Source organism: Shewanella woodyi ATCC 51908 (assembly GCF_000019525.1).
GTDB lineage: Bacteria > Pseudomonadota > Gammaproteobacteria > Enterobacterales > Shewanellaceae > Shewanella > Shewanella woodyi.
Genome location: NC_010506.1, coordinates 3,084,442 through 3,108,468, shown reverse-complemented (window position 1 = coordinate 3,108,468; position 24,027 = coordinate 3,084,442). Strand labels below are relative to the sequence as shown.

The following is a 24,027-nucleotide window of genomic DNA, read 5'->3' as shown; positions in this document are numbered from 1 at the left end:
TGTTAGGCATAAAAAAGGTTCGCCGCGGCGAACCTTTTATCATCACTAGATAAAGATTATGCGACGATCAATACTTTACAAGTATTGGTGCCACCGATAGTCTCCATTGAATCACCTTTAGTCATCAGAACCATATCGCCGCTTTTCAAATCACCAGATTCTGCAAGAGTTTCTAATGCTTTACGTGCGATATCATCTGCGCTTACAGTGGTTGAATCAAAGTGAACTGGCTTAACACCACGGTACAGTGCCATCTTTGCCAATGTCACTTCATGGCGTGATAGAGCAAAGATAGGCAGAGCTGAACTAATACGAGACATTAACTGTGCTGTAGCACCAGACTCAGTGAGTGCCACAATAGCTTTGATACCTTTAAGGTGGTTGGCTGCATACATAGTCGATAAGGCGATTGTCTCTTCAACTGAGTCAAAGCTCTCATCGAGTCTGTGCTTTGATACTTGCACACTTGGGTGAGCTTCAGCACCAAGACAGACGTTCGACATCGCTTTTACTGTCTCTTCAGGGAAGTCACCAGCAGCTGTTTCAGCTGAAAGCATAACCGCATCAGTTCCATCAAGAACCGCATTCGCCACATCCATCACTTCTGCGCGGGTTGGCATAGGGCTAGTGATCATCGACTCCATCATTTGAGTTGCAGTGATCACACTCTTGTTTAGTTGACGAGAGCGGCTGATTAACTTCTTCTGTACAGCGACTAACGCTGGATCGCCAATCTCAACACCTAAGTCACCACGTGCAACCATTACCACATCAGAAGCCAGGATAACATCATCCATCGCTTCATCAGTTGCCACAGCTTCAGCGCGTTCAACTTTAGAGACAATCAGTGCATTACTACCTGCAGCCTGTGCCAATGAGCGAGCATAATTAAGATCTGCACCACTGCGAGGGAAAGAGACGGCAAGGTAGTCAACTTGAATCTCAGCGGCGGTGACAATGTCACGCTTGTCTTTTTCAGTAAGCGCTGCTGCTGATAAACCACCGCCTTGCTTGTTGATCCCTTTATTATTAGATAAAGGACCCGCAACTGTGACTGTGGTGTGAACCTTATTGCCTTCTACTTTTTCAACACGTAGTTGAACGCGACCATCATCAAGCATCAGGATATCGCCGATGTTGACATCATTTGGAAGTTCTTTGTAGTCGATACCAACTTGATGCTCGTCGCCTTCACCTTTTTCAAGATCAGCATCCAAGATGAAGCTATTACCTAAGTCTAGCTGCACCTTTTTGTTGTCTTTGAAAGTTGATACGCGGATCTTTGGACCTTGAAGATCGCCAAGAATAGCAACATGAACACCTAGCTCTTTTGCTATATTGCGTGCATCAGTAGCACGTTTTAGGTGATCTTCAGGTGAACCGTGAGAGAAGTTAAGACGAACGACATTTGCGCCAGCTTTGATAATACGACGTAAATTGTCATCGCGGTCAGTTGCTGGGCCTAGAGTTGTTACGATTTTGGTTCTGCGGAACATGGGATACTCCGGTAAGTTTAAAAAAAATCTGACACTATATTAACAGAGAATTTGTGGTTTTGTAGGAAAATTACAAACAAAATGATCTAGCGCAAGATATAAAATATGTGAAGTTAAGCTAAATTAGGCAAGAATTGTGGCAGTAATAAGAAAGTCGTACTGCCACTTTGGGAAGGAAATTGAGTTACAGTACTGAATCTTTGTCGATCCTAGACTCTTTTAAAACCTCTTTTACACGTTTTAAACTTTCTCTAAAACGTGGTCCACGGCGTAGAGTGAAACCTGTTGCTAGGACATCAACGACCACCAATTGTGCTAAACGTGAGGCCATGGGGAGGTACATATCTGTATCTTCAGGTACTTCCATTGTCACCGGCAGAGTACACTCAGTTGACAAGGGGGAGTAACGGGCCGTAATACCTATGACTGCCGCGCCGTTTTCACGGGCTATTCGGGCAATATCTATCATAGATTTAGTGCGTCCAGTGTGCGAAATGAGTACAATGACATCACCTTCTCCGCTATTGATACAACTCATACGTTGCATCAAAACGTCATCAAAACAGATAACAGGCACGTTAAAACGGAAGAATTTATTTTGAGCGTCATGGGCCACAGAAGCCGATGCGCCTAGGCCAAAAAAGGAGATCTTTTTGGCTTGAGTCAAGATATCAACGGCCTTGTTAATGGCTGCTGTGTCTATGCTTTGCCTTGCAGTATCAAGGGAAGCCATTGATGATTCAAAGATTTTTGTTGTGTATGAGTCAGGACTGTCATCCTCCTCTACATGCCGACTAACATAGGGTGTACCGTTCGCTAAGCTTTGGGCTAAGTGAAGTTTAAAGTCAGGAAAACCTTTAGTGTCTAAGCGGCGGCAGAAACGATTTACAGTAGGCTCACTCACATCAGCCATTTTAGCCAGTGTTGCGATACTAGAGTGGATCGCGGTTTGAGGGGAGGCTAATATAACCTCTGCTACTTTTCGCTCTGATTTACTAAAATGTGTAAGGCTTTTTTGAACCTTTTCTAGGGTATTCATATGCGTATATCCACTCGAAAGTAATGTAATTATATTTTTTCTTTTTTGTCGGTTTCGAAAGTTTCTAAAAGGTAGAAACTTGACCTGTACGACGAATTATAATTAATGAACTGATAAAACTTTCTACTATATATAGTAATTTAATCACAAAAAGCATATCAGATAATTCATAGAAATGCCTAGTTCAGTAAGTGTCGTCTTTTTGCAGAATTTTGATGCAATTCATAAATTCTGTTGTTATATTACAACAAACATGTGAATTCTCATCGATTCGATGGGACACAGCGATGAAAGGAGATTAAGAAGCTATGGGCATAACAACACCAGAAGCCAAAGCTTGTGATTTTGTATTGTTTGGAACTAAAGGTGACTTGGCTCGTCGCAAATTACTGCCTTCTTTATACCAATTGGATAAGGCTGGTTTGCTTAACGAAGATACGAAAGTGATCGGCGTTGCTAAAGATGCTTTTACCCATGAAGAGTTTAATGAGTTAGTTGTCAAAGCGTTAAGAGGCTTTGTAAAAGAGGAACTCTGTGAAGAGACTCTAGCCCGCTTCCTAACTCGTTGTCACTACATCGGCACGAACTTTACAGAGTCAGAAGGTTATCAGGCTTTTCATGAACTGTTAGAACCACACAAACGCGTGATGGTCAGTTATTTCGCCACTCCGCCTGCCATCTTCGGTGATATCTGTCGCTGTCTTCACGAACAAAACCTTATTCAATCTGATTCCCGCGTTGTACTTGAAAAGCCTATTGGCTCAGATCTCGCTTCATCGAAAGTGATCAACGATCAAGTTGCTGCGTTTTATAATGAGGATCAGGTCTACCGAATCGACCACTATTTAGGTAAAGAAACGGTACAAAACCTTATCGCTCTGCGTTTTGCCAACTCTCTGTTTGCCTCTAAGTGGGATAACAGAACCATAGATCATGTACAGATCACCGTTGCTGAAGAGGTTGGTATCGAAGGTCGTTGGGGCTATTTCGATAAAGCGGGTCAGATGAGAGACATGATCCAGAACCACCTTTTGCAAGTATTAACACTTGTTGCGATGGATCCTCCAGTTAACCTTGATGCTGACAGCATTCGTGATGAAAAGGTGAAAGTGCTTAAGTCACTTCGCCCAATTAATCTCGATAACATCTATGAGAATACCGTGCGAGGGCAGTACTCTTCAGGATTCTTAAAAGGTTCGCCAGTTCCAGGTTACTTGGAAGAGGAGGGCGCAAATACCCAATCAAATGCAGAAACTTTTGTTGCTCTGCGTGTCGATATCGACAACTGGCGTTGGGCGGGCGTACCTTTCTATCTTCGAAGTGGTAAACGCATGCCAACTAAGAGCTCTGAGATTGTGGTGTATTTTAAAAATCCACCCCATAATCTCTACCGTTCTAACTACCGTAACTTGCCACCAAATAAGTTGACTATTCGTCTCCAGCCCCATGAAGGTGTTGAGATCCAGATGATGAACAAGGTACCAGGCCTTGAGCAGAAGCAGCGTCTTCAAACCACCAAGCTGGATTTAAGCTTTACCGATACCTTTAAAAATGAGCGTATTGCAGATGCTTATGAGCGTTTGCTGCTTGAGGCAATGTTAGGCAATCAGGCGCTATTTGTTCGTCGTGATGAGGTCGAGCAGGCTTGGACCTGGGTTGATGGAATTATTCAATCTTGGGAAGAGAGTAACGAGAAGCCTAAACCTTATCCAGCGGGTAGCTGGGGACCGGTAGCATCAGTTGCTTTGATAGCCAAAGATGGCCGTTCTTGGGACGAGTAAAGGATTGAGATGATGATTAAAGAAAGTGTATTCAAATCATTTGATAACAAAGAAGCGTTAGAAAATCAGCTTGCTGAGCGCATTGCAAAGCAACTTCAAGAGGCTGTTGACTCCCGCGGAAAGGCAAGCTTAATTGTCTCTGGTGGCTCTACGCCATTGAAACTATTTCAACTTCTCAGTAATAAGCCGATTGAGTGGAGCGATGTGTATATCACCCTAGCGGATGAGCGTTGGGTGGATGGAGACTCTGATGATTCTAATGAGAAACTTGTTAGAGCTCATCTTCTACAAAACAAAGCAGCCAATGCCAAGTTCCGTGGCTTAAAGAACATGTTCTCAACGCCTGAAGAGGGTTGTGACATGGCGATTGAGCAGTTGTCGCACTTTCCACGTCCTTTCGATGTCGTGGTGTTAGGTATGGGCAATGATGGCCATACTTGTTCTTGGTTCCCCTGCTCAAAAGAGATTGAACAAGCACTCTCAACGGATAAACTTTGTATCGCCGTGAATCCAGGTGCTGCACCAAATCCACGACTTTCGCTGTCAAAAACAGCGATCTTAGCCAGTCGCCAAATTTATTTACACATTGTCGGTGAACAAAAGTTAGCTGTTTATCGTCAAGCGCTCGAAAGCCAAGATGCTAATAGCATGCCGATCAGAGCTGTCTTAGATCAACATAAGACACCTGTCGACGTTTATTGGAGCGCTTAAGGAGAAATTATGCACTCAGTAGTCCAGACAGTAACAGATAGAATCATAGCTCGAAGTCAAGCGTCCAGAGCTCAATACCTCGCGGCTCTTGATGAGGCCAAGAACAGTGGCGTTCACCGTAGTTCTCTGAGTTGCGGTAATCTAGCCCATGGTTTTGCAGCTTGTAAACCCGATGAGAAGCAGTCAATCAAGGCGTTAACTAAGGCCAATATCGGCATTGTTACCGCGTTTAATGACATGCTTTCGGCGCACCAACCCTATGAAACTTACCCTGACTTGCTTAAAAAAGCATGTAATGACGTAGGCAGTGTTGCACAAGTCGCTGCAGGTGTCCCTGCTATGTGTGATGGTGTGACCCAAGGTCAACCTGGCATGGAGCTTAGCTTGCTAAGCCGTGAAGTTATTGCCATGTCTACAGCCGTTGGTCTCTCTCACAATATGTTTGATGGTGCTTTACTACTGGGTATTTGCGACAAGATTGTACCAGGTCTGTTGATCGGTGCATTGAGCTTTGGTCATCTACCAATGTTATTTGTACCAGCCGGCCCTATGAAATCAGGGATCCCAAATAAAGAGAAGGCGCGTATACGTCAGCAGTTCGCTCAAGGGAAGGTTGATCGCAATGCGTTACTCGAAGCTGAGTCTGCCTCTTATCACAGTGCTGGTACATGTACCTTCTATGGCACGGCTAACAGTAATCAGTTAATGCTAGAGGTGATGGGTCTGCAACTGCCAGGATCATCATTTGTTAATCCTGACGACCCACTGCGTGAGGAGCTCAATAAAACTGCCGCTAAGCAGGTGTGCCGTTTGACACAAATGGGTACTCAATACACGCCTATTGGTGAAGTGGTCAATGAAAAGTCTATCGTGAACGGCATCGTTGCATTGTTAGCGACAGGTGGCTCTACTAACTTAACCATGCATATCGTGGCTGCGGCTCGCGCTGCTGGCATCATTGTTAACTGGGATGATTTCTCTGAGCTATCGGATGCAGTGCCATTAATTGCACGTGTTTATCCAAATGGCCATGCAGATATCAACCATTTCCACGCTGCTGGTGGCATGGCATTTTTAGTACGAGAGCTGCTTGATGCAGGTCTTTTACATGAAGATGTGAATACCGTTGCAGGTTACGGTTTACGTAAATACACCCAAGAGCCTCGTCTTATTGATGGTGAGCTTACTTGGGTAGATGGCCAAGTCGATAGTTTAGATGCTGAAGTGTTAACTAAAGTCAGTGAGCCTTTCCAAGCAAACGGTGGCCTTAAGCTACTGAAAGGTAACCTTGGCCGAGCAGTGATTAAAGTCTCTGCGGTACAGGAACAGCATCGTATCGTTGAAGCGCCAGCTGTTGTGATTGACGATCAAAATAAGCTTGATGCCATCTTTAAAGCGGGTGAGTTAGATAAAGATTGTGTTGTAGTGGTAAAGGGTCAAGGCCCTAAAGCCGTTGGTATGCCTGAGCTGCATAAACTCACACCGATTTTAGGCACGCTGCAAGATCGCGGCTTTAAAGTCGCACTACTTACTGATGGCCGTATGTCTGGTGCATCGGGCAAGGTACCTGCGGCAATCCACCTCACGCCAGAAGCGTTAGATGGTGGATTAATCGCTAAGGTTCAAAATGGCGATATGATCAGAGTTGATGCTAAAACGGGTGAACTAACACTGCTAGTTTCTGAGCCAGAAATTGCAGCGAGAGAGCCTGAAAAGGTCGACCTTCGCAGTACAAGCTATGGAATGGGCCGAGAGCTATTTGGTGCATTACGTTCAAATTTAAGTAGTCCGGAAACTGGCGCTCGTTGCACCAGTGCCATTGATGAAAACTATTAATTAGGAAAAATACCGCAATGTCTAAGAATAACTGGTCATTACAACCACAAGATATTTTTAATCGTAGCCCGATTGTTCCTGTAATGGTGATCAACAAGATTGAAGACGCTGTACCATTGGCTAAAGCGTTAGTGGCTGGTGGAATAAGCGTATTAGAAGTTACGTTACGTACACCTTGCGCCTTAGAAGCGATCACTAAGATTGCCGAAGAGGTGCCTGATGCATTGGTTGGTGCTGGCACCATCTTAAATGAAGAACAGCTACAGCAAGCGGTTGATGCAGGAGCACAGTTTGTCATTACGCCTGGTGCAACTCCAAGCTTATTGAAGGCGGCGATGGAAGGTACTGTGCCATTAATTCCTGGTGTTGCTAGTATCTCTGAAGTGATGACAGGTATGTCGCTTGGTTACACCAACTTTAAGTTTTTCCCAGCTGAGGCATCTGGTGGTGTGAACGCACTTAAGGCTTTTTCTGGTCCACTTGCTGATATCCGTTTCTGCCCTACTGGTGGTATAACCCCAAGCAGCTATAAAGATTATTTAGCACTTAAAAACGTTGATTGTATTGGTGGAAGTTGGATAGCGCCTACTGATGCGATGGAGCAGGGAGATTGGTCGCGTATCACTCAGCTTTGTAAAGAAGCGATCAGCGGGATCTAATTTAATTGGAACTCGTCTTATAAGAAAAGGCTACCATCTGGTAGCCTTTTTTGTTGGGTATGAAAATTTAATTTACTTTATTTTAGAGACATTGAACTCGCTCTCAACACGCCAGATCCGGTACCTAAGCTCACTTCCTTTTGGTAAGTAGAATACCTTAGGTAAGCGACTGTCATAGTTAACTTTTAAAGAGCCAGGGATAGATAAGAAGGCTTCGGTTTTGGCCTTGTCAAAGCAAGCCATCATGGTGCTCGGTCCTGGGTTAATGCTATCTACTTGATAGTAGTTATAACCCCAACCTTTGACAGTGTTCTCTGTAAGCTCACCAGATAAACCATGCTTGTTGCAATCTACTAATTGTGTTTTCCCTATCTGTATCTCGACCATATAGTCACTTTCGTTATCTAGGGGTAGTAAGGTTAAAATATGCTGCTCCATACCTTCACTTGGCACGGGAAACATCTCAGTTTTCTTTTCGGCTAGATAGTTCGTAGAGTCGAAAGCCGTTGAGGTGATCATGTTTTGATTGAGTCCACTTGGGTGGGCAGGGCTAGTTGCCAATGCATTGAATGAGAGCATTGAGAGTGCCAATGCTGATGCTGTGATAATACGTTTAGCCGAAAAACTGATGCTAGGTGTTGTCATAATGTCTCCGTATGGACTTATATAAAATGTAATTTAACTCTATAAACGCATCGGATACAGAAAAGGGTTAATTATTTTTAAATTAAATATACTTTGATAGTCAAACTATATTAGAATGATTTTAGTTTGATTATCAAAGTATCTATTTCTTAATCAAAAAGTGATAAATCCCATGTACAGGAATATAGAGTAAGTTAGATATGACTGAGAAGCAGCATTCAATAGCACCATGGCAACATCCGCACCAATTCGCACATCTCAATCATGATGGAGAGCGCAATACGCGCTATGTTCTCTATCTGACTGTGATCACAATGATTGTTGAGATCACCGCTGGTACAATATATGGCTCCATGGCGCTACTGGCTGATGGTTGGCACATGGGAACCCACGCCGCTGCTTTTATGATCACACTTTTTGCTTACTATTACGCGAGAAAGCATGCTGACAACCCTGACTTTTCATTTGGTACTGGCAAGGTGAGTGTTTTAGGTGGATTCACCAGTGCTATTGCACTTGGTATGGTTGCGTTAATTATGTTGGTAGAATCTGTTGTTAGGTTTTTTAGCCCTCACCAGATCCAATTTAGTGAGGCGATATTTGTCGCCATTATCGGTTTAACAGTCAACCTTATTAGTGCTGTACTGTTAAAAGATCACCATGGACATAGCCATGCTCATGGTCACCATCATAATGAGCATGAGCATGAGCATGAGCATGAGCATGAGCATGAAGGTCATGATCACAATCTACGTGCTGCTTATATGCATGTTCTTGCAGATGCTTTGACCTCTATTTTGGCAATTGTTGCTCTACTGTTTGGTAAGTGGTATGGCTTAACCTGGTTAGATCCCCTAATGGGAGTTGTTGGCTCTATCATTATTACTCGTTGGGCGTGGCAACTTTTAGGTCAAACTTCACCAATATTATTGGATCGGAGTATCGAAGATCGCTATCGGCTTAAGATAACTGAGTTGATTGAAGCGGAGAGTGATCACCAAGTTGCCGATCTGCATATTTGGAAAGTTAGCGCTGATCATTACGCTGCAGCTATATCTATCGTGAGCCACAACCCAAAAGATGTGGAGTATTTTAAAGCAAAACTTAGCGATTTTACTCAAGTTAGTCATTTGACCATTGAACTGAATACTTGCCGTCAGGCAGAATGCTTATCATCAACAGCCCACATATGAAGAGTTATTGCAATGAAGTCAACTGAAGATAAACTCAACCATGCCATGGTTGAGTTTTATGAAAAACTCTCATCCTGGGAGCAAGCCGTGGTTAAAGGGAAGGAAGTTTCATTACCTCAAGTTCATACGGTTGAGATTTTAGGGGGTAATGGCCCCATGAGGATGAAAGAGCTTGCTGACAAAATTGGCGTTACGACAGGCACATTGACAGTACAGATAGATAAAATGGTTAAGTCTGGTCTAGTGATCAGAAAACCTAATGAGTTAGACAAACGCTCAATACTCGTCGAGCTGACAGAGAAAGGGCGGGAGATGTTTGAGGAGCATGATGAACTACATCATCAACTCACTAGTGAGCTAACCGTTAAATTTACCCAAGAAGAGAGAGAGCTGCTACTCAATTTTCTTGAACGTGTTAACGCTGAGTTTTAATACCAATCAGTATAAGAAGTTGATCTACTCAGAGTGTCTTTTGGCAAACTAATTCAAGGCGAATGAATGATAGAATGGTTGTTCCCTTGTGAGTTCATTCAACGCAGAAGTAGGCAGCCAAAAACACTCCTTACAGGCGAGTTTTAGCAGTTCTTATACTGCGTTAACGAGCTAAACCGTAGAATAACGATGCTCTTCACTCGTTGCAAACCACATGGATGTGGTGAATGTCATTAATGCACGACTGAATGGATTCAGGAGGTAGAGTAACGCAGGAGCAGTTACCGAGGAGCAATTAAAGACCTTGCCTCAGGACCGCTAAACTCTCGCTGAGCGATCAAATCTTTATACTGATTGGTATAACCCCTCCATAGGAACAATTTCTATATTCTGGGTTAAGGTTATGGATAAAACTATTAATCATGACCTCACTGAACTCCCCACTTTTTTCAATGTCATAGCAATGAACTAGAGCGAAACATCTCATATCCACAGTCATATTGGTAATATTTGTTGCGGAAGTGTAAGGGGGTGAGCGTGCCTTTGTTGCTATGCTTAATAAGTGTTAAAAGATGAATTGATGACTTTATGTCACGTTGCTATTATGGTGCGCATTCATCTAACCTTAGATGTTTTGCTTGTATATCTTACTTGTTTATCAACAGTTTGTGAGTGAATGAAGTGCTAGCTCGTATTAAAATACTTACCATAAACCAATTTACCCTGACTATTGCCATATTCTATGTGTGCATCTTTAATGTCCCTTTCTTCCATATTGTTCAGAAGGGAGTGGAGAAGCAAGCTGAAGTCGATCCGTTTTTTATCGCCAGTATTCCCCTTTTTCTGACTTTTGTACTGAGCTTTATCTTTTCACTTTTCAGCGTTAAATACCTATTGAAACCCATTTTTATCTCGATGACGCTACTTTCATCGAGTGTGTTCTTTGCGGCGTTGCAATATGGGGTCGTATTTGATACCGGTATGATTGAGAACACACTGCAGACAAATCAAGCAGAAGCTTTTACCTACATCAACTTCTCATCAGTGTTCAATTTTGTTCTAACAGGTTTAATACCCGCTTTTCTGATCTTGAAGGTAAAAATTGCATATAAACCCGCTATGAAAGAGGCGATCCATAAACTGGGTTTTATGTTGCTAATGTTGATAGGTGTTGGGGTAATAGGCTTCTTTTATTATCAGAGTTATGTTGCTTTTGGTCGAAACAATGATGAGCTTAAACGCTTTATCGTTCCGACCTATGTCATTGCTTCAATAGCAAAATATACAAATCAACATTATTTTCAAACTCCGCTAGATTATAAGCAGCAAGGCTTAGATGCTGTAAACATACACACTAACACTACCGGCAAGCCTAACCTTATGGTGCTTGTGGTTGGTGAAACTGCGAGAGCTAAGAACTATGAATATTATGGCTATGATAAACCGACTAACTCCCATACCAAGAAGCATGGCGTTACCGCATTTAACAACATGACATCATGTGGAACAGCAACGGCGGTCTCAGTTCCCTGTATGTTTTCAAATATGAAGCGTGAGAATTATGATGCCAGAAGAGCCCAAGCGCAAGATGGCGTGCTCGATGTGCTTGACCATGCCGATATTCAGCAAATATGGCTTGATAATGATAGCGGCTGTAAAGGTGTCTGCGACAGAATCGCTAATATTACTATTAAACAAGACAGCTCCCCTGAGTTATGTGATGGCCATTCCTGTTATGATCAAGTTCTTCTAGATCAATTAGATAAGGAGCTTACCAAGATAGAACATCGTGATACTTTAATCGTATTGCATATCATGGGTTCCCACGGCCCGACTTATTACCTCAGGTACCCACAAGAGCATAAAAGGTTTGTACCAGATTGCCCTCGCAGTGATATACAAAACTGTAGCGATGAAGCATTAATGAACACCTACGACAATACTATTCTCTATACGGATTACATTATCAGTCGGGTAATAGACAAGCTAAAAGCTGAAAGTGAAAAGTTTAATACTGGCATGATATATATGTCAGATCATGGCGAGTCATTGGGGGAGAAGGGACTATATCTGCATGGCTCTCCTTATGTTGTGGCGCCAGATGAGCAGATAAAGATCCCAATGCTTACCTGGTTTTCACCTTCGTTTGTAACTGAAAATAGATTGGATCAAGTCTGCCTAGGAGAGAAAGCTAAAAAAGGTGGCTTCTCACACGATAACCTTTTTGACTCCCTTTTGGGGATAATGAACGTGAAAACATCTGTTTATGATAAGAAACTTGACCTTTTTAATTCTTGTAGGTTAAAAGCTAGTTAAAAACTTCAAAAAAATGGATGGCAACGATATTTTATTTGGTTATTGTTATAGAATGGTTAAATCTCATACTTATTCATGAGCAGGCGTCAATGATGAATGATCTTTCATTTGAAGACAGATATTATAGAGATGTGGCATTTAACCATTGAAAACACAATAATAATCCATGGCGGTGAAGCATGAACTTAGCTAAACATCTTTCTGATATTGAGGTCTCTGCAAAAATTCTTAGGCATGCTGTACCCAAAATGTCTGAACTGGATATTCCTGTTACTCCAGATAACTACTCAGTTTGGTATGAGTATTTTTTGGGGGTGAATTTAGACTTAAATCGTACCATTGATGAATATATCTCAAAAGGTGTGACTTTTACGGCCGAGATAAACAGTGAGCTGGTAAAAAATTATATTTTAGAGCAATCTCCTGAAGTGATAGAAAATGTCCATGTAGAGACACAATTGGTGATCAATAACCTACTGGAAAAAGTCACTCAGATGAGTAGTGGTACTGCAAACCTAACTGAGACATTAAGTGAGTTTCATCAAGAGCTCAAACAAACTGTTGATGCCGATGTTTTATTGAAGTTGGTAAATACATTAGCCGATGAAATGGGAAGTGTCATTAGTGACAATAAGCAGATGGAGGCAAGTCTCAATACCATGAACGAAGAGGTGAGCTCGCTAAAGTCTGAGATGGAAAACCTGAGTATTGTGGCGCAAACGGATCAGTTAACTTCTCTCTTTAACCGCCGTGCGTTTGAAAAAGAGATAGAATCGCACATGATACATTACAAGCAAGATCACAGCGCAAGCTGTTTGCTTGTGGTCGATATTGATCATTTTAAACTTTTTAATGATACCCATGGGCATTTAATTGGTGACAAGGTGCTCGCCTATGTCGCTTTAGCTCTTAAGAAAACAGTCAAGGGAACGGATTTCGTTGCCAGATATGGTGGAGAAGAGTTTGTTGTCTTACTGCCTAATACTGAGTTAAATGATGCTTTAACGGTGGCAGAACTCGTGCGCCAGAAAATAGCAAATCAAAAACTCAGCATTGGCAAGGAGGATAAACACTCCCTTGGTTCAATTACGGTTTCTGTTGGTGTTTCTACCTTGCATAATTCTGATGACAGAGAAAGCTATTTTATTAGAGCCGATGAGGCACTTTACCGAGCGAAATCCTCTGGCCGTAACTGTATCTGTAGTGAGTTGGCTGAATCTTAGTTGAGATCTGCTAGGAGGTAGGGTTTTAACGGCGACTGTTAAAGACTGTTAAAACCCCAAAGGCAGGTGTTACTTCAGCTGCATATCCATCTTGATTAGGTGCTCCTCCATATCAAAAGTAACAGTGAAGCCCAAGCTTTTAGCTAGGTTTGCCATGCTGCGGTTTTCAAACATGGTAAATCCTGTCAACATTTGTGTATCGTTAGATCGATAGTAACTGATGAGCTTTTCAAGCAATAATCGACCTAAACCTTGTCCCTGATGATCGCTTCGTACAGCCATCGCAAATTCAGCTTCGGTGTTGTCGGGGTCGATAGATGCTCTGATAGCACCTAAGGTCAGGTCTTCTCCGTTTTCGTCCTTACCAATGGCGATAAATGCCATCTCCCGTGCGTAATCTATCTGGGTTAATACCGCCATCTCCTCGTGAGTCATTTTAGACCTAACACCAAAATAGCGTTTATATCTGTCTTCATCGGAGAGTGAGTTGTCGAAAATAAGGTGTTTAGGTTCATCTTCAGGCAAGATGGGCCTTAACATCACATCACGACCATTTTTCAATGTGGTTTTCTGTTCTAGCTCTTTTGGGTAAGGGGAGATAGCAAGTCTTGAAGCGTTATCTATCTGCACTTGATGCAGTTGAATATTCACATCAAGCAGGGTGATATTTTCACCTGCGCACAGTACTGGATTAAGATCTAGACGAGCAATTTCAGGGCAGTCGATGACTAAGTGTGAGATCTGTGTCAGCATGACACACAAGGCGTTCATGTCTAGGCCTAATGGCAGGTGCCTATCTTTTAACTTCTGTGTCTTGAGTGCCTGAATCACCATATAACGGGCTAAGGTCATATTTAATGGCGGTAGTGCAACAACAGCATCTCTGGCAGGATCCCATTCAGAGCCTCCTTCTCCCAATAAAATTGCTGGACCGAAAACGGGATCGTCGATAACCGCAACTCGTATCTCCTGTGCACCGGCTGTCAGAGCCATTTTTTGGACGATTAATCCCTCAATCTCTGCATCAGGGTTGATATCATGTACCCGCGTTTTAATCGCTTTCGCTGCGAGGCAAACCTCATCTTGACTGCTTAAATTTAGCATAACGCCATGTACATCAGACTTATGATGAATGTCTGGTGATTGCACCTTAATGGCGACAGGATAGCCAATCGTGTTAGCTATTTTTACAGCGTCTTCTGGGGTCTCCGCAACATAGGTGTCGATGGTTTTTAATCCATAAGCTGAGAGAATATCTTTCGACTCATGGGTTTCAAGAATGCGTTTGCCTGCATCATAAGCTTGAGTGAGTAGCGTTCTTGCTAGCTCGACATCTGTAGGTATATTTTCGGGGATAGACTCTGGGACTTCTTGAAGTAGTTTTTGGTTACGACGATACTCTACCATGTGCATAAAGGCACCTACAGCACCCTCTGGTGTTCTATAGGTCGGGATCCCAGCTTTATTAAAGTGCTTTCGGGCCAAATAAGCTGAGTCCTCACCGCTCCAGTTTGTAAGAACGTTAACTTTGTTGCGTTTAGGATGGGTTGAGATCATCTCTGCGAGGGAGCTTGCTATCTCTACACTATCACCGAGTGCAGAGGGGGAGTGCAGCACCAAAATGGCATCAGCTGTCCCACTATCCATCATAATTTTAACGGTTTGTGTATAGCGCTTGGCGTCTGAGTCGCCACCGATATCCACTGGATTTTGTCTTGACCAGGTAGAGGGAAGTAGTTCATCTAACTGTTTAAAAGTATCGATATCCAGTGCGGTACTTTTCCCGCCTCCCAAGATCAACTGATCTAAGGCTAAGACTGCAGGGCCGCCGCCATTACTGACAATGGCTAATCGCTCACCCAGTAGGGGAGATGAGTGAGCTAAAGTCTCTACAGCGGCAAAAAGTTCAATTAGATCATTGACCCGCAACATACCTGCCCGCCGAAAAGCGGCTTCATAAACGGCGTCATTTCCCGTTAACCCCCCTGTGTGTAACTTGGCTGCATTAGAGCCTTCAAAACTTCGGCCAGATTTGATCACTAAAATAGGTTTGTTTCTTGCCGCTGCTCTTGCTGCAGAAAGAAAGTGGCGCTTTTTATTGATGGAGTCAACATAGAGTAAGATGGCGCTTGTGCGAGAATCTCGTCCAAGGTAGTCGAGCAATTCATCGAAATCGATATCGGTCGCATCACCTAAAGAGATAAAGGAGGAGAAGCCAATTCCTTTATTGTTTGCCCAATCTAGCACTGTGGTGCAGATTGCAGCAGATTGAGATACGAAAGCAATTTTGCCTGGTAGGGCGCTGGTATGGGCTAAGCTGGCATTAAGTCCTAGGTTAGGTAACATCATACCTAAGCTGTTTGGACCCAAAATGCGCATCCCATAACGTTGAGCGTTCTGTTTTGTCTCCTCTAATAAGCTCTGTCCATCTTCATTATTTTGATCGGCCATACCTGAAGCCATAATGATCGCCACTTTACAGCCAAATTGTGCCAAGGTCTCCGCTATTGCAGGTACGCGAAATGCTGCTGTACAGATAATGGCAAGATCGGGAATTAATGGCAGTGCTTCAATATTGGGGTAAGCCAATACCCCCATTACTGCTTCATATTTAGGGGTAACAGGCATGATTGGTCCAGAGAAGCCCCCCGCAAGCAGGTTCTTTATCACTACATTGCCCGCACGCTTTTCAGTATTAGAAGCTCCAATAATTGCGATGGACTTAGGTTTGAAAAGGGTATGAAGTGTTCGCTGGCTCATAGACGTTCTCTCTATACGGTTATCTCTTGAGTCTACCCTAAAACATCAAAAAACTTAACGGCTTAGTCAATTTTAAAGGTGGAAAAGAGTTCTTTACACTTTTAGAGGGTGATTATTGATTAGCAATGGGCTGTATATTAAATGACCTTTGAAAAATAATCTTATTAATACTTTTGAACAGATTGATTGCGTATTGAAGGTTAATTAATGAACAGTTATGATTGAAATATAATATAAAGTGATTAGTATTTTAATCTGTAAACGATTTATCAGGACAAAACTGATTCCGTTACAATTAGTAGCAAACATAATTTGTAAATTATTTGTTCTTTTTTAAATGTGAAATATATAAAAGTCATAAGTGAATAAGCTTATTAATTTAAAGTAGCATCATTCTTTAGACTTACTCTTTTTTGCTGTTTAATTTATATCGCTAATTTACGTTTAAGTGTATTGACTATTATGAAGTCTCGATTTTGAGACGGTTTTAATAAGGGTGAAAATTATAGAGTTAACTCTGCCTCTGTTTTTTGTTGGGTTTTTGTTAACTAAAATAGTGCGAGAAATATAAAGATATAATACTTTACTACTAATTTGGTTTGTTTACTTACTTTTAACATTTCTGTGCGGCCGTCAATATTTTTTCACTTGCCTTTATCATTTCTCTGGATAAAATGACTTTTATGATCTACTTAATTGGTATTTTGTACTGTCTTGTAGGTCAGGGCGATGTACTAAGTTTAAAGTTGATAACAAGATAACTTATTACATTTAGGCTATAGCCTAATTTAAATTGGAATAGGGTATTCCCTATAAGCCGTATATGGAGATATTAAAATGGCAAAAGATGGCACAGTTGCGCCTAAAGAACGTATTAATATTAAATATGTTCCCTCTACAGGTGATCAACAGGCGGAAATGGAACTTCCACTCAAGATGTTGATTGTGGGTGATTTTAAAGGTCACGCAGAAGATACACAGCTTGAAGAAAGACAATCAGTATCTGTAAATAAAACAAACTTCGAATCAATAATGAAAGAAAGCGGCCTATCTGTTAATACAACGGTTGCGAATAAATTAACTGACAATGAATCTGACGAGTTAAATGTAGAATTAAACTTCAGTTCCATGAAAGATTTCTCTCCTGATGCCATCGCTACACAAGTCCCTGAAATAAACAAACTCATTGAGCTAAGAGAAGCCCTTGTCGCTTTAAAAGGCCCATTAGGTAATATCCCATCATTTAGAACCAAGCTGCAGGAATTGATTGAGACCGAGGATTCTCGTGAACAACTTTTAGCAGAACTTCAAACTCTAGATAACTAGTACGAAAGTACAGGTCTCATTGAATATGGAAGAATGACGTGGACAGTGTACCCACTAATTTTGAAGGTTCATTTAAGGAATATAATTTCATGGAATCAATGGAAACAGCGCAGGAAAGTAGTCAGGTATTAAATGGTAATCTTCTAGATGAGATTTTGGCTCAAACCAAGATAACACCTATCGATGAAGGCTATGATGTTGCTAAAAAAGGGGTCGCTGCCTTTATCAGCAATATTCTTGAAACAGAATCTAACAGCGAGCCTATCAATAAAGCGCTTGTTGATAAAATGCTGGTCGAGTTAGATAAAAAGATTAGTAGTCAGATGGATCAAATTCTTCATGATGAATCTGTTCAACAGATGGAGTCATCGTGGAGAAATTTAAAGTTATTAGTTGATAGAACTGACTTTAGAGAAAATATAAAGATTGAAGTTCTCCATGTAACAAAAAGTGAGTTACTTGACGATTTTGAGTTTGCACCGGAAACGGTTCAATCGGGTCTTTACAAGCACGTATACTCTTCGGGTTATGGTCAGTTTGGTGGTGAGCCGATAGGGGCTATTGTGGGTAATTATGCCTTTACGCCATCTTCTCAAGATATGAAGCTGTTGCAGTATGTCTCAGCGGTTGGCGCGATGGCTCATGCACCTTTCTTATCCTCCGTTGGCCCTGAGTTTTTTGGTATTGATTCGTTTGAAGAGTTACCGAATTTAAAAGATCTAAAATCAACATTTGAAAGCCCTAAATACACTAAGTGGCGCTCATTAAGAGAGTCTGAAGATGCAAGGTACTTGGGGCTAACAGCGCCTAGATTCCTACTGCGTGTTCCCTATGATCCTATTGATAACCCAATTGGTTCATTTAACTATCGTGAAAGTGTTCATGCAAGCCACGAAGATTACCTTTGGGGTAACACAGCATTTGCTTTAGCAACACGATTGACCGAAAGCTTCGCTAAGTACCGCTGGTGCCCAAATATTATTGGCCCACAAAGCGGTGGCGCCGTTGACGATCTTCCTGTTCATGTCTTTGAATCGATGGGGGCACTGCAGTCAAAAATTCCGACAGAAGTACTCATCACCGATCGCAAAGAGTTTGAACTTGCTGACGAAGGTTTTATTAGCCTTACCATGCGCAAAGGTAGCGACAATGCAGCGTTTTTCTCAGCTAACTCAATCCAAAAGCCAAAAGTGTTTCCGAATACCAAAGAGGGCAAGGAGGCTGAGACCAACTACAAGTTAGGCACTCAGATCCCTTACATGATGATTATCAATCGTCTAGCTCACTACATTAAGGTATTGCAGCGTGAGCAGATCGGTTCATGGAAAGAGCGTCAAGATCTTGAGCGAGAGCTCAATAGTTGGATTAAACAGTTTGTCGCTGATCAGGAAAATCCACCAGCAGATGTCAGAAGCCGTAGACCACTACGTGCAGCTAAAGTCGAAGTGATGGATGTACAGGGCGATCCAGGATGGTATCAGGTCTCGATGGCGGTTCGACCGCACTTCAAATACATGGGAGCTAACTTCGAACTCTCTTTGGTTGGACGTCTAGACCAGGAGTAAGTCGAGTTGTTTAATCATGACGACACTTTTGGAGTGAGCTTTTTTCAACGCTTAGGTGATGAAAATGAGCACGCTTCAAATGGATCTGAATCCATTGAATATGTCATCGCTTCGATTAAACGCAATATCTCTGGCCTGCTAAATACGCGGGTCGGAGAGTCTCAAAGTTGTCCTGAACTTGGATTGTTTGATTTTAATGACGCCAATTCAGGAAGCTTTGATTTAGGCGTTAGGATCAAAGCAGGCATAAAGACATGCATTGAGCGTTTCGAACCGCGACTCACTCATTTAGATATTCGTGTTTTGCACGATACTAGTTGTCCATTCAGTTTGCGATTTCATATCCACGGAAAAATTAACGTTAAAACGGCTCAGGAAAAGATCGAAATAGATCTCTTTTTGGATAGTAACCGAACGTATAGGGTAAGTTAGCAGTGTCTCAAGACAAATATTTCAGGGATGAATTGTCTTTCCTCAGAGAGCAGGGGAAGCAGTTCTCAGATCTTCATCCACAATTGGCTCGCTACCTACATGGCAACAATACCGATCCAGATGTGGAGCGTTTGTTAGAGGGGTTTGCTTTTCTAACCGGTAGATTACGTGAAAAAATTGACGATGAGTTCCCTGAGTTAACTCACTCAATGATCAATATGTTGTGGCCTAACTATCTTAGGCCAGTACCTAGTACCAGTATTGTGCGCTTCTCTCCTATAGAACGTGGTATTAGTCATAAGCAGACAATTGAGAAGGGCTGCATGTTAGATGCAACCCCTGTCGATGGTGAAGTGTGTCATTTCACAACCTGCAGAGAGGTTAATGTCTATCCCTTAGTGGTGGATCACATCGGCTCATTTCACTCTAGAGAAGCCTCTATTGTTGATATTCACCTGAACAACTTAAGCGATCTTTCACTCAATGATATTGGGCTTGATGATCTAAGGTTTTACTTAGGTGGACAAGATTACAGTGCGCAGATGCTTTACCTCTGGCTCAATCACTATCTTGAAGGGATTGAGATCCATGTCGGTGAGCGGCATTACTCGCTGCCTAAATCCAGTTTTAAATGTGTGGGGTTTGCCAGTGGTGATGGCATTTTACCTTACCCTCAAAATGTCTATGAAGGGTATCGTATTTTACAGGAGTATCTCTCATTTTCTGATGCATTTATGTTCTTTGATATCTGTAATATTTATAAATGCTTACCCAGTGATTTAACCGGTAACTTCTCCATTAAGTTAATGTTTTCTCGCACATTACCAGCAGATGTATTGATTAAGGATGAGTCTTTTCAGCTCTATTGTGTTCCTGTACTCAACCTTTTTTCACATGATGCAGATCCGATCGATCTTACTGGTAAAAAAATAGAGTATCCCATTGCACCATCGAGTCGAAAACCATCACATTTTGAGATATTTAGTGTCGATAAAGTGCAAGGTTGGGTCGATTCAGACGCTGGACGTTTTCGTGGTGAAGAGCGTGTCTATACCCCCTTTGAAAGCTTCCAGCATGAGATTGAGCGGGCTCGTGAGCGTGTGGCACTTTATTACCGTTTAAGAGTAAAAGAGAGTATTCGTGAAGATGGCTTCGACCACTTTATCTCTTTTGTCAGAGGCGATGAGACTCAAAGCTTTGATGTCAGTGAAGCGGTGTCGATTAGTTTAACTTGCACGAATCGTCAGCTACCGACCAAATTAGGCAAAGGTGATATCTGCGTTGCTACCGACAGCTCACCTAATTTTGCCACCTTTAAGAATATTACAGAACCAAATGCATCCCTTCGTCCTGTTCTCGATGGCAGCATGCTATGGACCTTAATCTCTAATTTGTCATTGAACTACCTTTCATTGCTATCTAAAGATGCCTTGTGCTCGATTATTCGAGCCTATGATTTTAAATCTTTGATTGACAGACAAGCTGAGCGGATCACGCAGAAAAGGCTTGATGGGATAGTGAGTATTGAGTCAAAGCCGACAGAGCGAATATTACGTGGTATGCCAGTGCGCGGCTTGATGTCCGAAATCGTGCTTGATCAAAAGTACTTTGGTTCTGAAGGCGATCTATATCTATTTGCCACTGTACTTAGCCGATTTTTTGCACTCTACGCCAGCATCAACTCATTTCACCAGTTAGTAGTGATTAATGCAGCTAATCAAGAAAGGTACACATGGGATATTCAGATAGGTCAACAGCCACTGATTTAATCGATGGCGGTGATGAGCTAATTATTCCTGATGAGATTAGCTCCTATAATTTTTTTCAATTAGTTGAATTGATTCATAAATTAGATGGCAATAATCCTGAGGGACAGGAGTGGGAAAGCCTAGGGAATATGTTTTTCTCTGCTAATCCCAGTTTAGGTTTTCCAGCAAGTGATGTAACAAGAATTGAGCGTCATCCAAAGGAGAGGGTGCAGATTGAAACGACTTTTCTTGGCTTAAATGGTGCGCAATCACCACTGCCCAGCTACATGCTGGAGGAGTTGCTTCATGACGATAGCAATATAAAACGAGATTTTTTAGATTTTTTTAATAACAGATTAATCGCCCTGTTTTACAGAGCTTGGCGTAAATATCGTTATTACATACGTTTTCAAGATAACGCCGTCGATAACTTCTCATCACAAGTGTTTGCGCTTGTGGGCTTGGCAAATGAAGACGTACGAGGTGAGACACCAATTAACTGGTGCAAGATGTTGGCCTATGCAGGCATGTTGGCTGGCAGAAGTCGTTCACCACAGGCTGTAGCTGGTATCGTTGCTCACTGTTTCGATCTGGAAAATGTATCAATTAGAGAGTGGGAGTTTAGGCATGTTGAGATCCCTGAGCCTCAAAGGTGCCAATTAGGAAAATTTAACTCTCAGTTGGGAGTCGATACGGTATTAGGCGAAAAGGTCGGTGATATCACTGGGAAATTTGTGCTCTGTATTAAAGATTTATCGCTTCACCGATTTCAGGATTTTCTTCCTTCAGGAAAGGAGTTTATGCCCCTGTGTAAAGTGATGGAAGTGATCCTTCGAGAGCAGATGGCGTTTGATTTTGAATTGACGCTAAAAACGGATGAGGTTCCCTTGCTTAGGTTAGGGGAGGAGAAAGGCGGTCAGTTAGGTTGGTCTTCCTTTTTGGGGCAAGCTGAGATTGAAAAGCAGCATGTGTTAATACAAATAAGGCAGTAAAGAGGTGAAGCTTGGATAAAACAATATCTCTCAATATCGTAAATTCTCAGATGTTGGAATCAGGGCTAATGCCTTTTGTTAATTTCACTCAGCAAGGCGGGGTCTTAGGCTGCGATATTAATGCAGATTGGCGTTTGAAGGACAGAAGTGGAGGAGTGAAACCTCAACACTGCCGGATCATGTGGGTTGACGATCAGTTCTGCCTAGAAGATCTCTGTGGTGAGGTGTTCGTTAATAACTCCTCTTTGCCTATCGGTCTGGGTCGATTTGCCAGTTTAAATGAGAATGATGAGATAAAAATTGGACCCTATAAAGTTAGGATCTCATTGGGGTTAAGCTCAGATCCTACCGCAAGTATGACTAAGCGTTTTTCTGAGATGTTCAGTGAAAATGACCTGCCGGGCCTAATGAAAGAGCCTGTTTCACAGGTAGCTGAACATAGTGATGACACTTCTATTGACGATCCTATGTTGGCGCTAGATGCATTACAGAATCGCAGCGGGGAAAACATATTGAGTTTTGACTCCAGGAAAGAGAAGAAACTTGATGATATTGACTTAATCGATACAGACATATCGATAAGTGACAGAGAGATAACCATGCAAGCTGATTCGGAATATACACAAGATTCCGCGATTGCATTGAAGAAACATACTGAATTGGATGGATTTACCATGGACGAAAATACCTTAGACTTGTTGGAATCTGAACTACACGCAGGGCTTGATAAACAAGGCGAGCAATTAGGGGAACATATTACCACTGGCCCGTTATTTAGAGGTTTGGGGGTGCAAATTGGCTCATCGCAAAATAGTGAACAGATGCAAGATCTATCAGTGGATCTTGGCGCCGCGCTAAAATCTGCCATTACAGGGCTACTCTCATTGCACCACACAGCAAATCATAGCCGCTATGAGTTAATGAATAAGAATCTTCAACCTATTGAAGATAACCCACTGAGATTAGGGCTAGGTTATGAGGACACGGTGAAAACGCTGTTTGCTCATGATAGAAGTCCAGTTCATCTCTCATCGGCCGCCGCCATTGCGGAGAGCCTTAAGTCTATTGAACATCATAATGAGGCTGTTCAGTCGGCTATCACAGAAGCGTTAGATTACATCTTAGGGGCATTTTCTCCCGCTAAATTATTAAAGCGTTTTGCGCAATATCGTAAGTCCAGCGATCTTAATCTAGATACAGGCGATAAATGGGCTTGGTCTATGTACGAGCAGTATTACGAAGAGTTGACATCTAATCGTCAGAAAGGGTTTGAAAAACTGTTTTGGGAGGTGTTTGAGCAAGCCTACGACCGTAAATTACGTGAACTTCAAAAGGATTTTTGATGAAAACCCTGCGTCTTGCATTTCTCATTCTCTTGATGGGACAGCTGACTGCGTGTGGTTCTGTGTGGGAGGGGACGAAAAAGGTTGGGGCGGTGATCTGGGACCCCTCAATTCCTGTTGGAGAACCTAAAGATCTACCGACACAACTCACTTACAGCATAGTGGCTCAACAGGATGTGAACCAAAACCCTAATGGGGATTCAACCCCTATCGAGTTTCAACTTTTTGAGTTAGAAGATGACTCTAAGTTGCTCGCCGCGGATTATGACTCGCTAACGGCTGACTTTGAGGATGCACTGGGGTCAAATTATATCGACCACAGTGATTTCACTATGTTGCCGGGACAGTTCAAGTTTATCGAGCCGTTCGAGGTCGATGAGGACACACGCTATATAGGGGTCATGGCTCATTTTGGTGATCCAGAAGTTTCACAATGGAAAAAGGTAATAAAGATCAAATCGATTGGTAGGGAGTACCACATTTTGATCTTATTTAAAGAACAGGAAGTCATTCTGGATAAAGTGGAATAA

Annotated in this window: 19 protein-coding genes; 15 read left to right on the top strand and 4 right to left on the bottom strand. The window is 42.2% G+C overall.

All coding sequences use genetic code 11. The features are described 5' to 3' along the window. Positions 1-56 precede the first annotated feature (56 nt). Together pyk and SWOO_RS13030 are read right to left on the bottom strand one after the other, a co-directional pair. Entirely contained in the window at positions 57-1,496 is a 1,440-nt protein-coding gene (gene pyk, locus SWOO_RS13035; RefSeq protein WP_012325159.1) for a pyruvate kinase, read from the bottom strand. Between the two features lie 184 nt (positions 1,497-1,680). Beyond that, complete coding sequence (locus SWOO_RS13030) at positions 1,681-2,535, bottom strand: MurR/RpiR family transcriptional regulator (RefSeq protein ID WP_012325158.1); 855 nt, start codon at positions 2,533-2,535, stop codon at positions 1,681-1,683. A gap of 308 nt (positions 2,536-2,843) precedes the next feature. Here SWOO_RS13030 and zwf point away from each other — a divergent pair, with 308 nt between their 5' ends. From zwf to SWOO_RS13010, 4 genes are read left to right on the top strand one after another with little or no spacing between them, the layout of a single operon-like run. Beyond that, on the top strand, positions 2,844-4,316 hold the full coding sequence (gene zwf, locus SWOO_RS13025) for a glucose-6-phosphate dehydrogenase (RefSeq protein WP_012325157.1): 1,473 nt from the start codon (positions 2,844-2,846) through the stop codon (positions 4,314-4,316). Positions 4,317-4,328: 12 nt separating this feature from the next. Beyond that, positions 4,329-5,027, top strand: a complete 699-nt coding sequence (pgl, locus tag SWOO_RS13020; RefSeq protein ID WP_041418152.1) for a 6-phosphogluconolactonase — start codon at positions 4,329-4,331, stop codon at positions 5,025-5,027. A 9-nt stretch (positions 5,028-5,036) separates the two neighbouring features. Continuing rightward, entirely contained in the window at positions 5,037-6,863 is a 1,827-nt protein-coding gene (gene edd / locus SWOO_RS13015; RefSeq protein WP_012325155.1) for a phosphogluconate dehydratase, read from the top strand. A 17-nt stretch (positions 6,864-6,880) separates the two neighbouring features. Next, entirely contained in the window at positions 6,881-7,522 is a 642-nt protein-coding gene (locus SWOO_RS13010; RefSeq protein ID WP_012325154.1) for a bifunctional 4-hydroxy-2-oxoglutarate aldolase/2-dehydro-3-deoxy-phosphogluconate aldolase, read from the top strand. A 72-nt stretch (positions 7,523-7,594) separates the two neighbouring features. Here the strand turns inward: SWOO_RS13010 and eco are convergent, their stop codons facing one another. After that, positions 7,595-8,167, bottom strand: a complete 573-nt coding sequence (gene eco, locus SWOO_RS13005; protein ID WP_012325153.1) for a serine protease inhibitor ecotin — start codon at positions 8,165-8,167, stop codon at positions 7,595-7,597. Positions 8,168-8,367: 200 nt separating this feature from the next. On the opposite strand from eco, the gene dmeF reads away from it, so the two are divergent. From dmeF to SWOO_RS12985, 4 genes are all read left to right on the top strand, one after another. Further along, the gene (dmeF, locus tag SWOO_RS13000) at positions 8,368-9,360 is read left to right on the top strand and encodes a CDF family Co(II)/Ni(II) efflux transporter DmeF (RefSeq protein ID WP_012325152.1); all 993 of its coding nucleotides are present in this window, start codon (positions 8,368-8,370) and stop codon (positions 9,358-9,360) included. 12 nt (positions 9,361-9,372) lie between these two features. Beyond that, positions 9,373-9,792, top strand: a complete 420-nt coding sequence (locus SWOO_RS12995; RefSeq protein ID WP_012325151.1) for a MarR family winged helix-turn-helix transcriptional regulator — start codon at positions 9,373-9,375, stop codon at positions 9,790-9,792. Positions 9,793-10,473: 681 nt separating this feature from the next. Continuing rightward, positions 10,474-12,108, top strand: coding sequence for a phosphoethanolamine transferase (locus SWOO_RS12990; RefSeq protein WP_012325150.1), 1,635 nt, complete (start codon positions 10,474-10,476; stop codon positions 12,106-12,108). A gap of 179 nt (positions 12,109-12,287) precedes the next feature. Further along, positions 12,288-13,331: a GGDEF domain-containing protein gene (locus SWOO_RS12985; RefSeq protein ID WP_012325149.1), complete on the top strand. Its 1,044-nt coding sequence runs from the start codon at positions 12,288-12,290 to the stop codon at positions 13,329-13,331. A gap of 69 nt (positions 13,332-13,400) precedes the next feature. Here the strand turns inward: SWOO_RS12985 and SWOO_RS12980 are convergent, their stop codons facing one another. Then, positions 13,401-16,091, bottom strand: a complete 2,691-nt coding sequence (locus tag SWOO_RS12980) for a bifunctional acetate--CoA ligase family protein/GNAT family N-acetyltransferase (RefSeq protein WP_012325148.1) — start codon at positions 16,089-16,091, stop codon at positions 13,401-13,403. An 837-nt stretch (positions 16,092-16,928) separates the two neighbouring features. Between SWOO_RS12980 and tssB the strand changes: the two genes are divergently transcribed. The 7 genes from tssB to tssJ all read left to right on the top strand — a co-directional run bounded on the left by tssB (position 16,929) and on the right by tssJ (position 24,027). After that, entirely contained in the window at positions 16,929-17,417 is a 489-nt protein-coding gene (tssB, locus tag SWOO_RS12975; RefSeq protein ID WP_012325147.1) for a type VI secretion system contractile sheath small subunit, read from the top strand. Between the two features lie 89 nt (positions 17,418-17,506). Then, a complete protein-coding gene (tssC, locus tag SWOO_RS12970; protein WP_012325146.1) occupies positions 17,507-18,982 on the top strand; it encodes a type VI secretion system contractile sheath large subunit in 1,476 nt (491 codons plus the stop codon). A 6-nt stretch (positions 18,983-18,988) separates the two neighbouring features. Beyond that, positions 18,989-19,414, top strand: coding sequence for a type VI secretion system baseplate subunit TssE (gene tssE / locus SWOO_RS12965; RefSeq protein ID WP_012325145.1), 426 nt, complete (start codon positions 18,989-18,991; stop codon positions 19,412-19,414). A gap of 2 nt (positions 19,415-19,416) precedes the next feature. Further along, complete coding sequence (tssF, locus tag SWOO_RS12960; protein WP_012325144.1) at positions 19,417-21,183, top strand: type VI secretion system baseplate subunit TssF; 1,767 nt, start codon at positions 19,417-19,419, stop codon at positions 21,181-21,183. After that, positions 21,147-22,154 carry a type VI secretion system baseplate subunit TssG gene (tssG, locus tag SWOO_RS12955; RefSeq protein ID WP_012325143.1) on the top strand — a complete coding sequence of 336 codons (1,008 nt, stop codon included), beginning with the start codon at positions 21,147-21,149 and terminating at the stop codon, positions 22,152-22,154. The genes tssF and tssG overlap by 37 nt, the downstream gene beginning before the upstream one ends. A gap of 11 nt (positions 22,155-22,165) precedes the next feature. Beyond that, positions 22,166-23,497 carry a type VI secretion system-associated FHA domain protein TagH gene (gene tagH, locus SWOO_RS12950; protein ID WP_041417639.1) on the top strand — a complete coding sequence of 444 codons (1,332 nt, stop codon included), beginning with the start codon at positions 22,166-22,168 and terminating at the stop codon, positions 23,495-23,497. Then, positions 23,497-24,027 carry a type VI secretion system lipoprotein TssJ gene (gene tssJ / locus SWOO_RS12945; RefSeq protein ID WP_012325141.1) on the top strand — a complete coding sequence of 177 codons (531 nt, stop codon included), beginning with the start codon at positions 23,497-23,499 and terminating at the stop codon, positions 24,025-24,027. Before tagH ends, tssJ begins: the two co-directional genes overlap by 1 nt.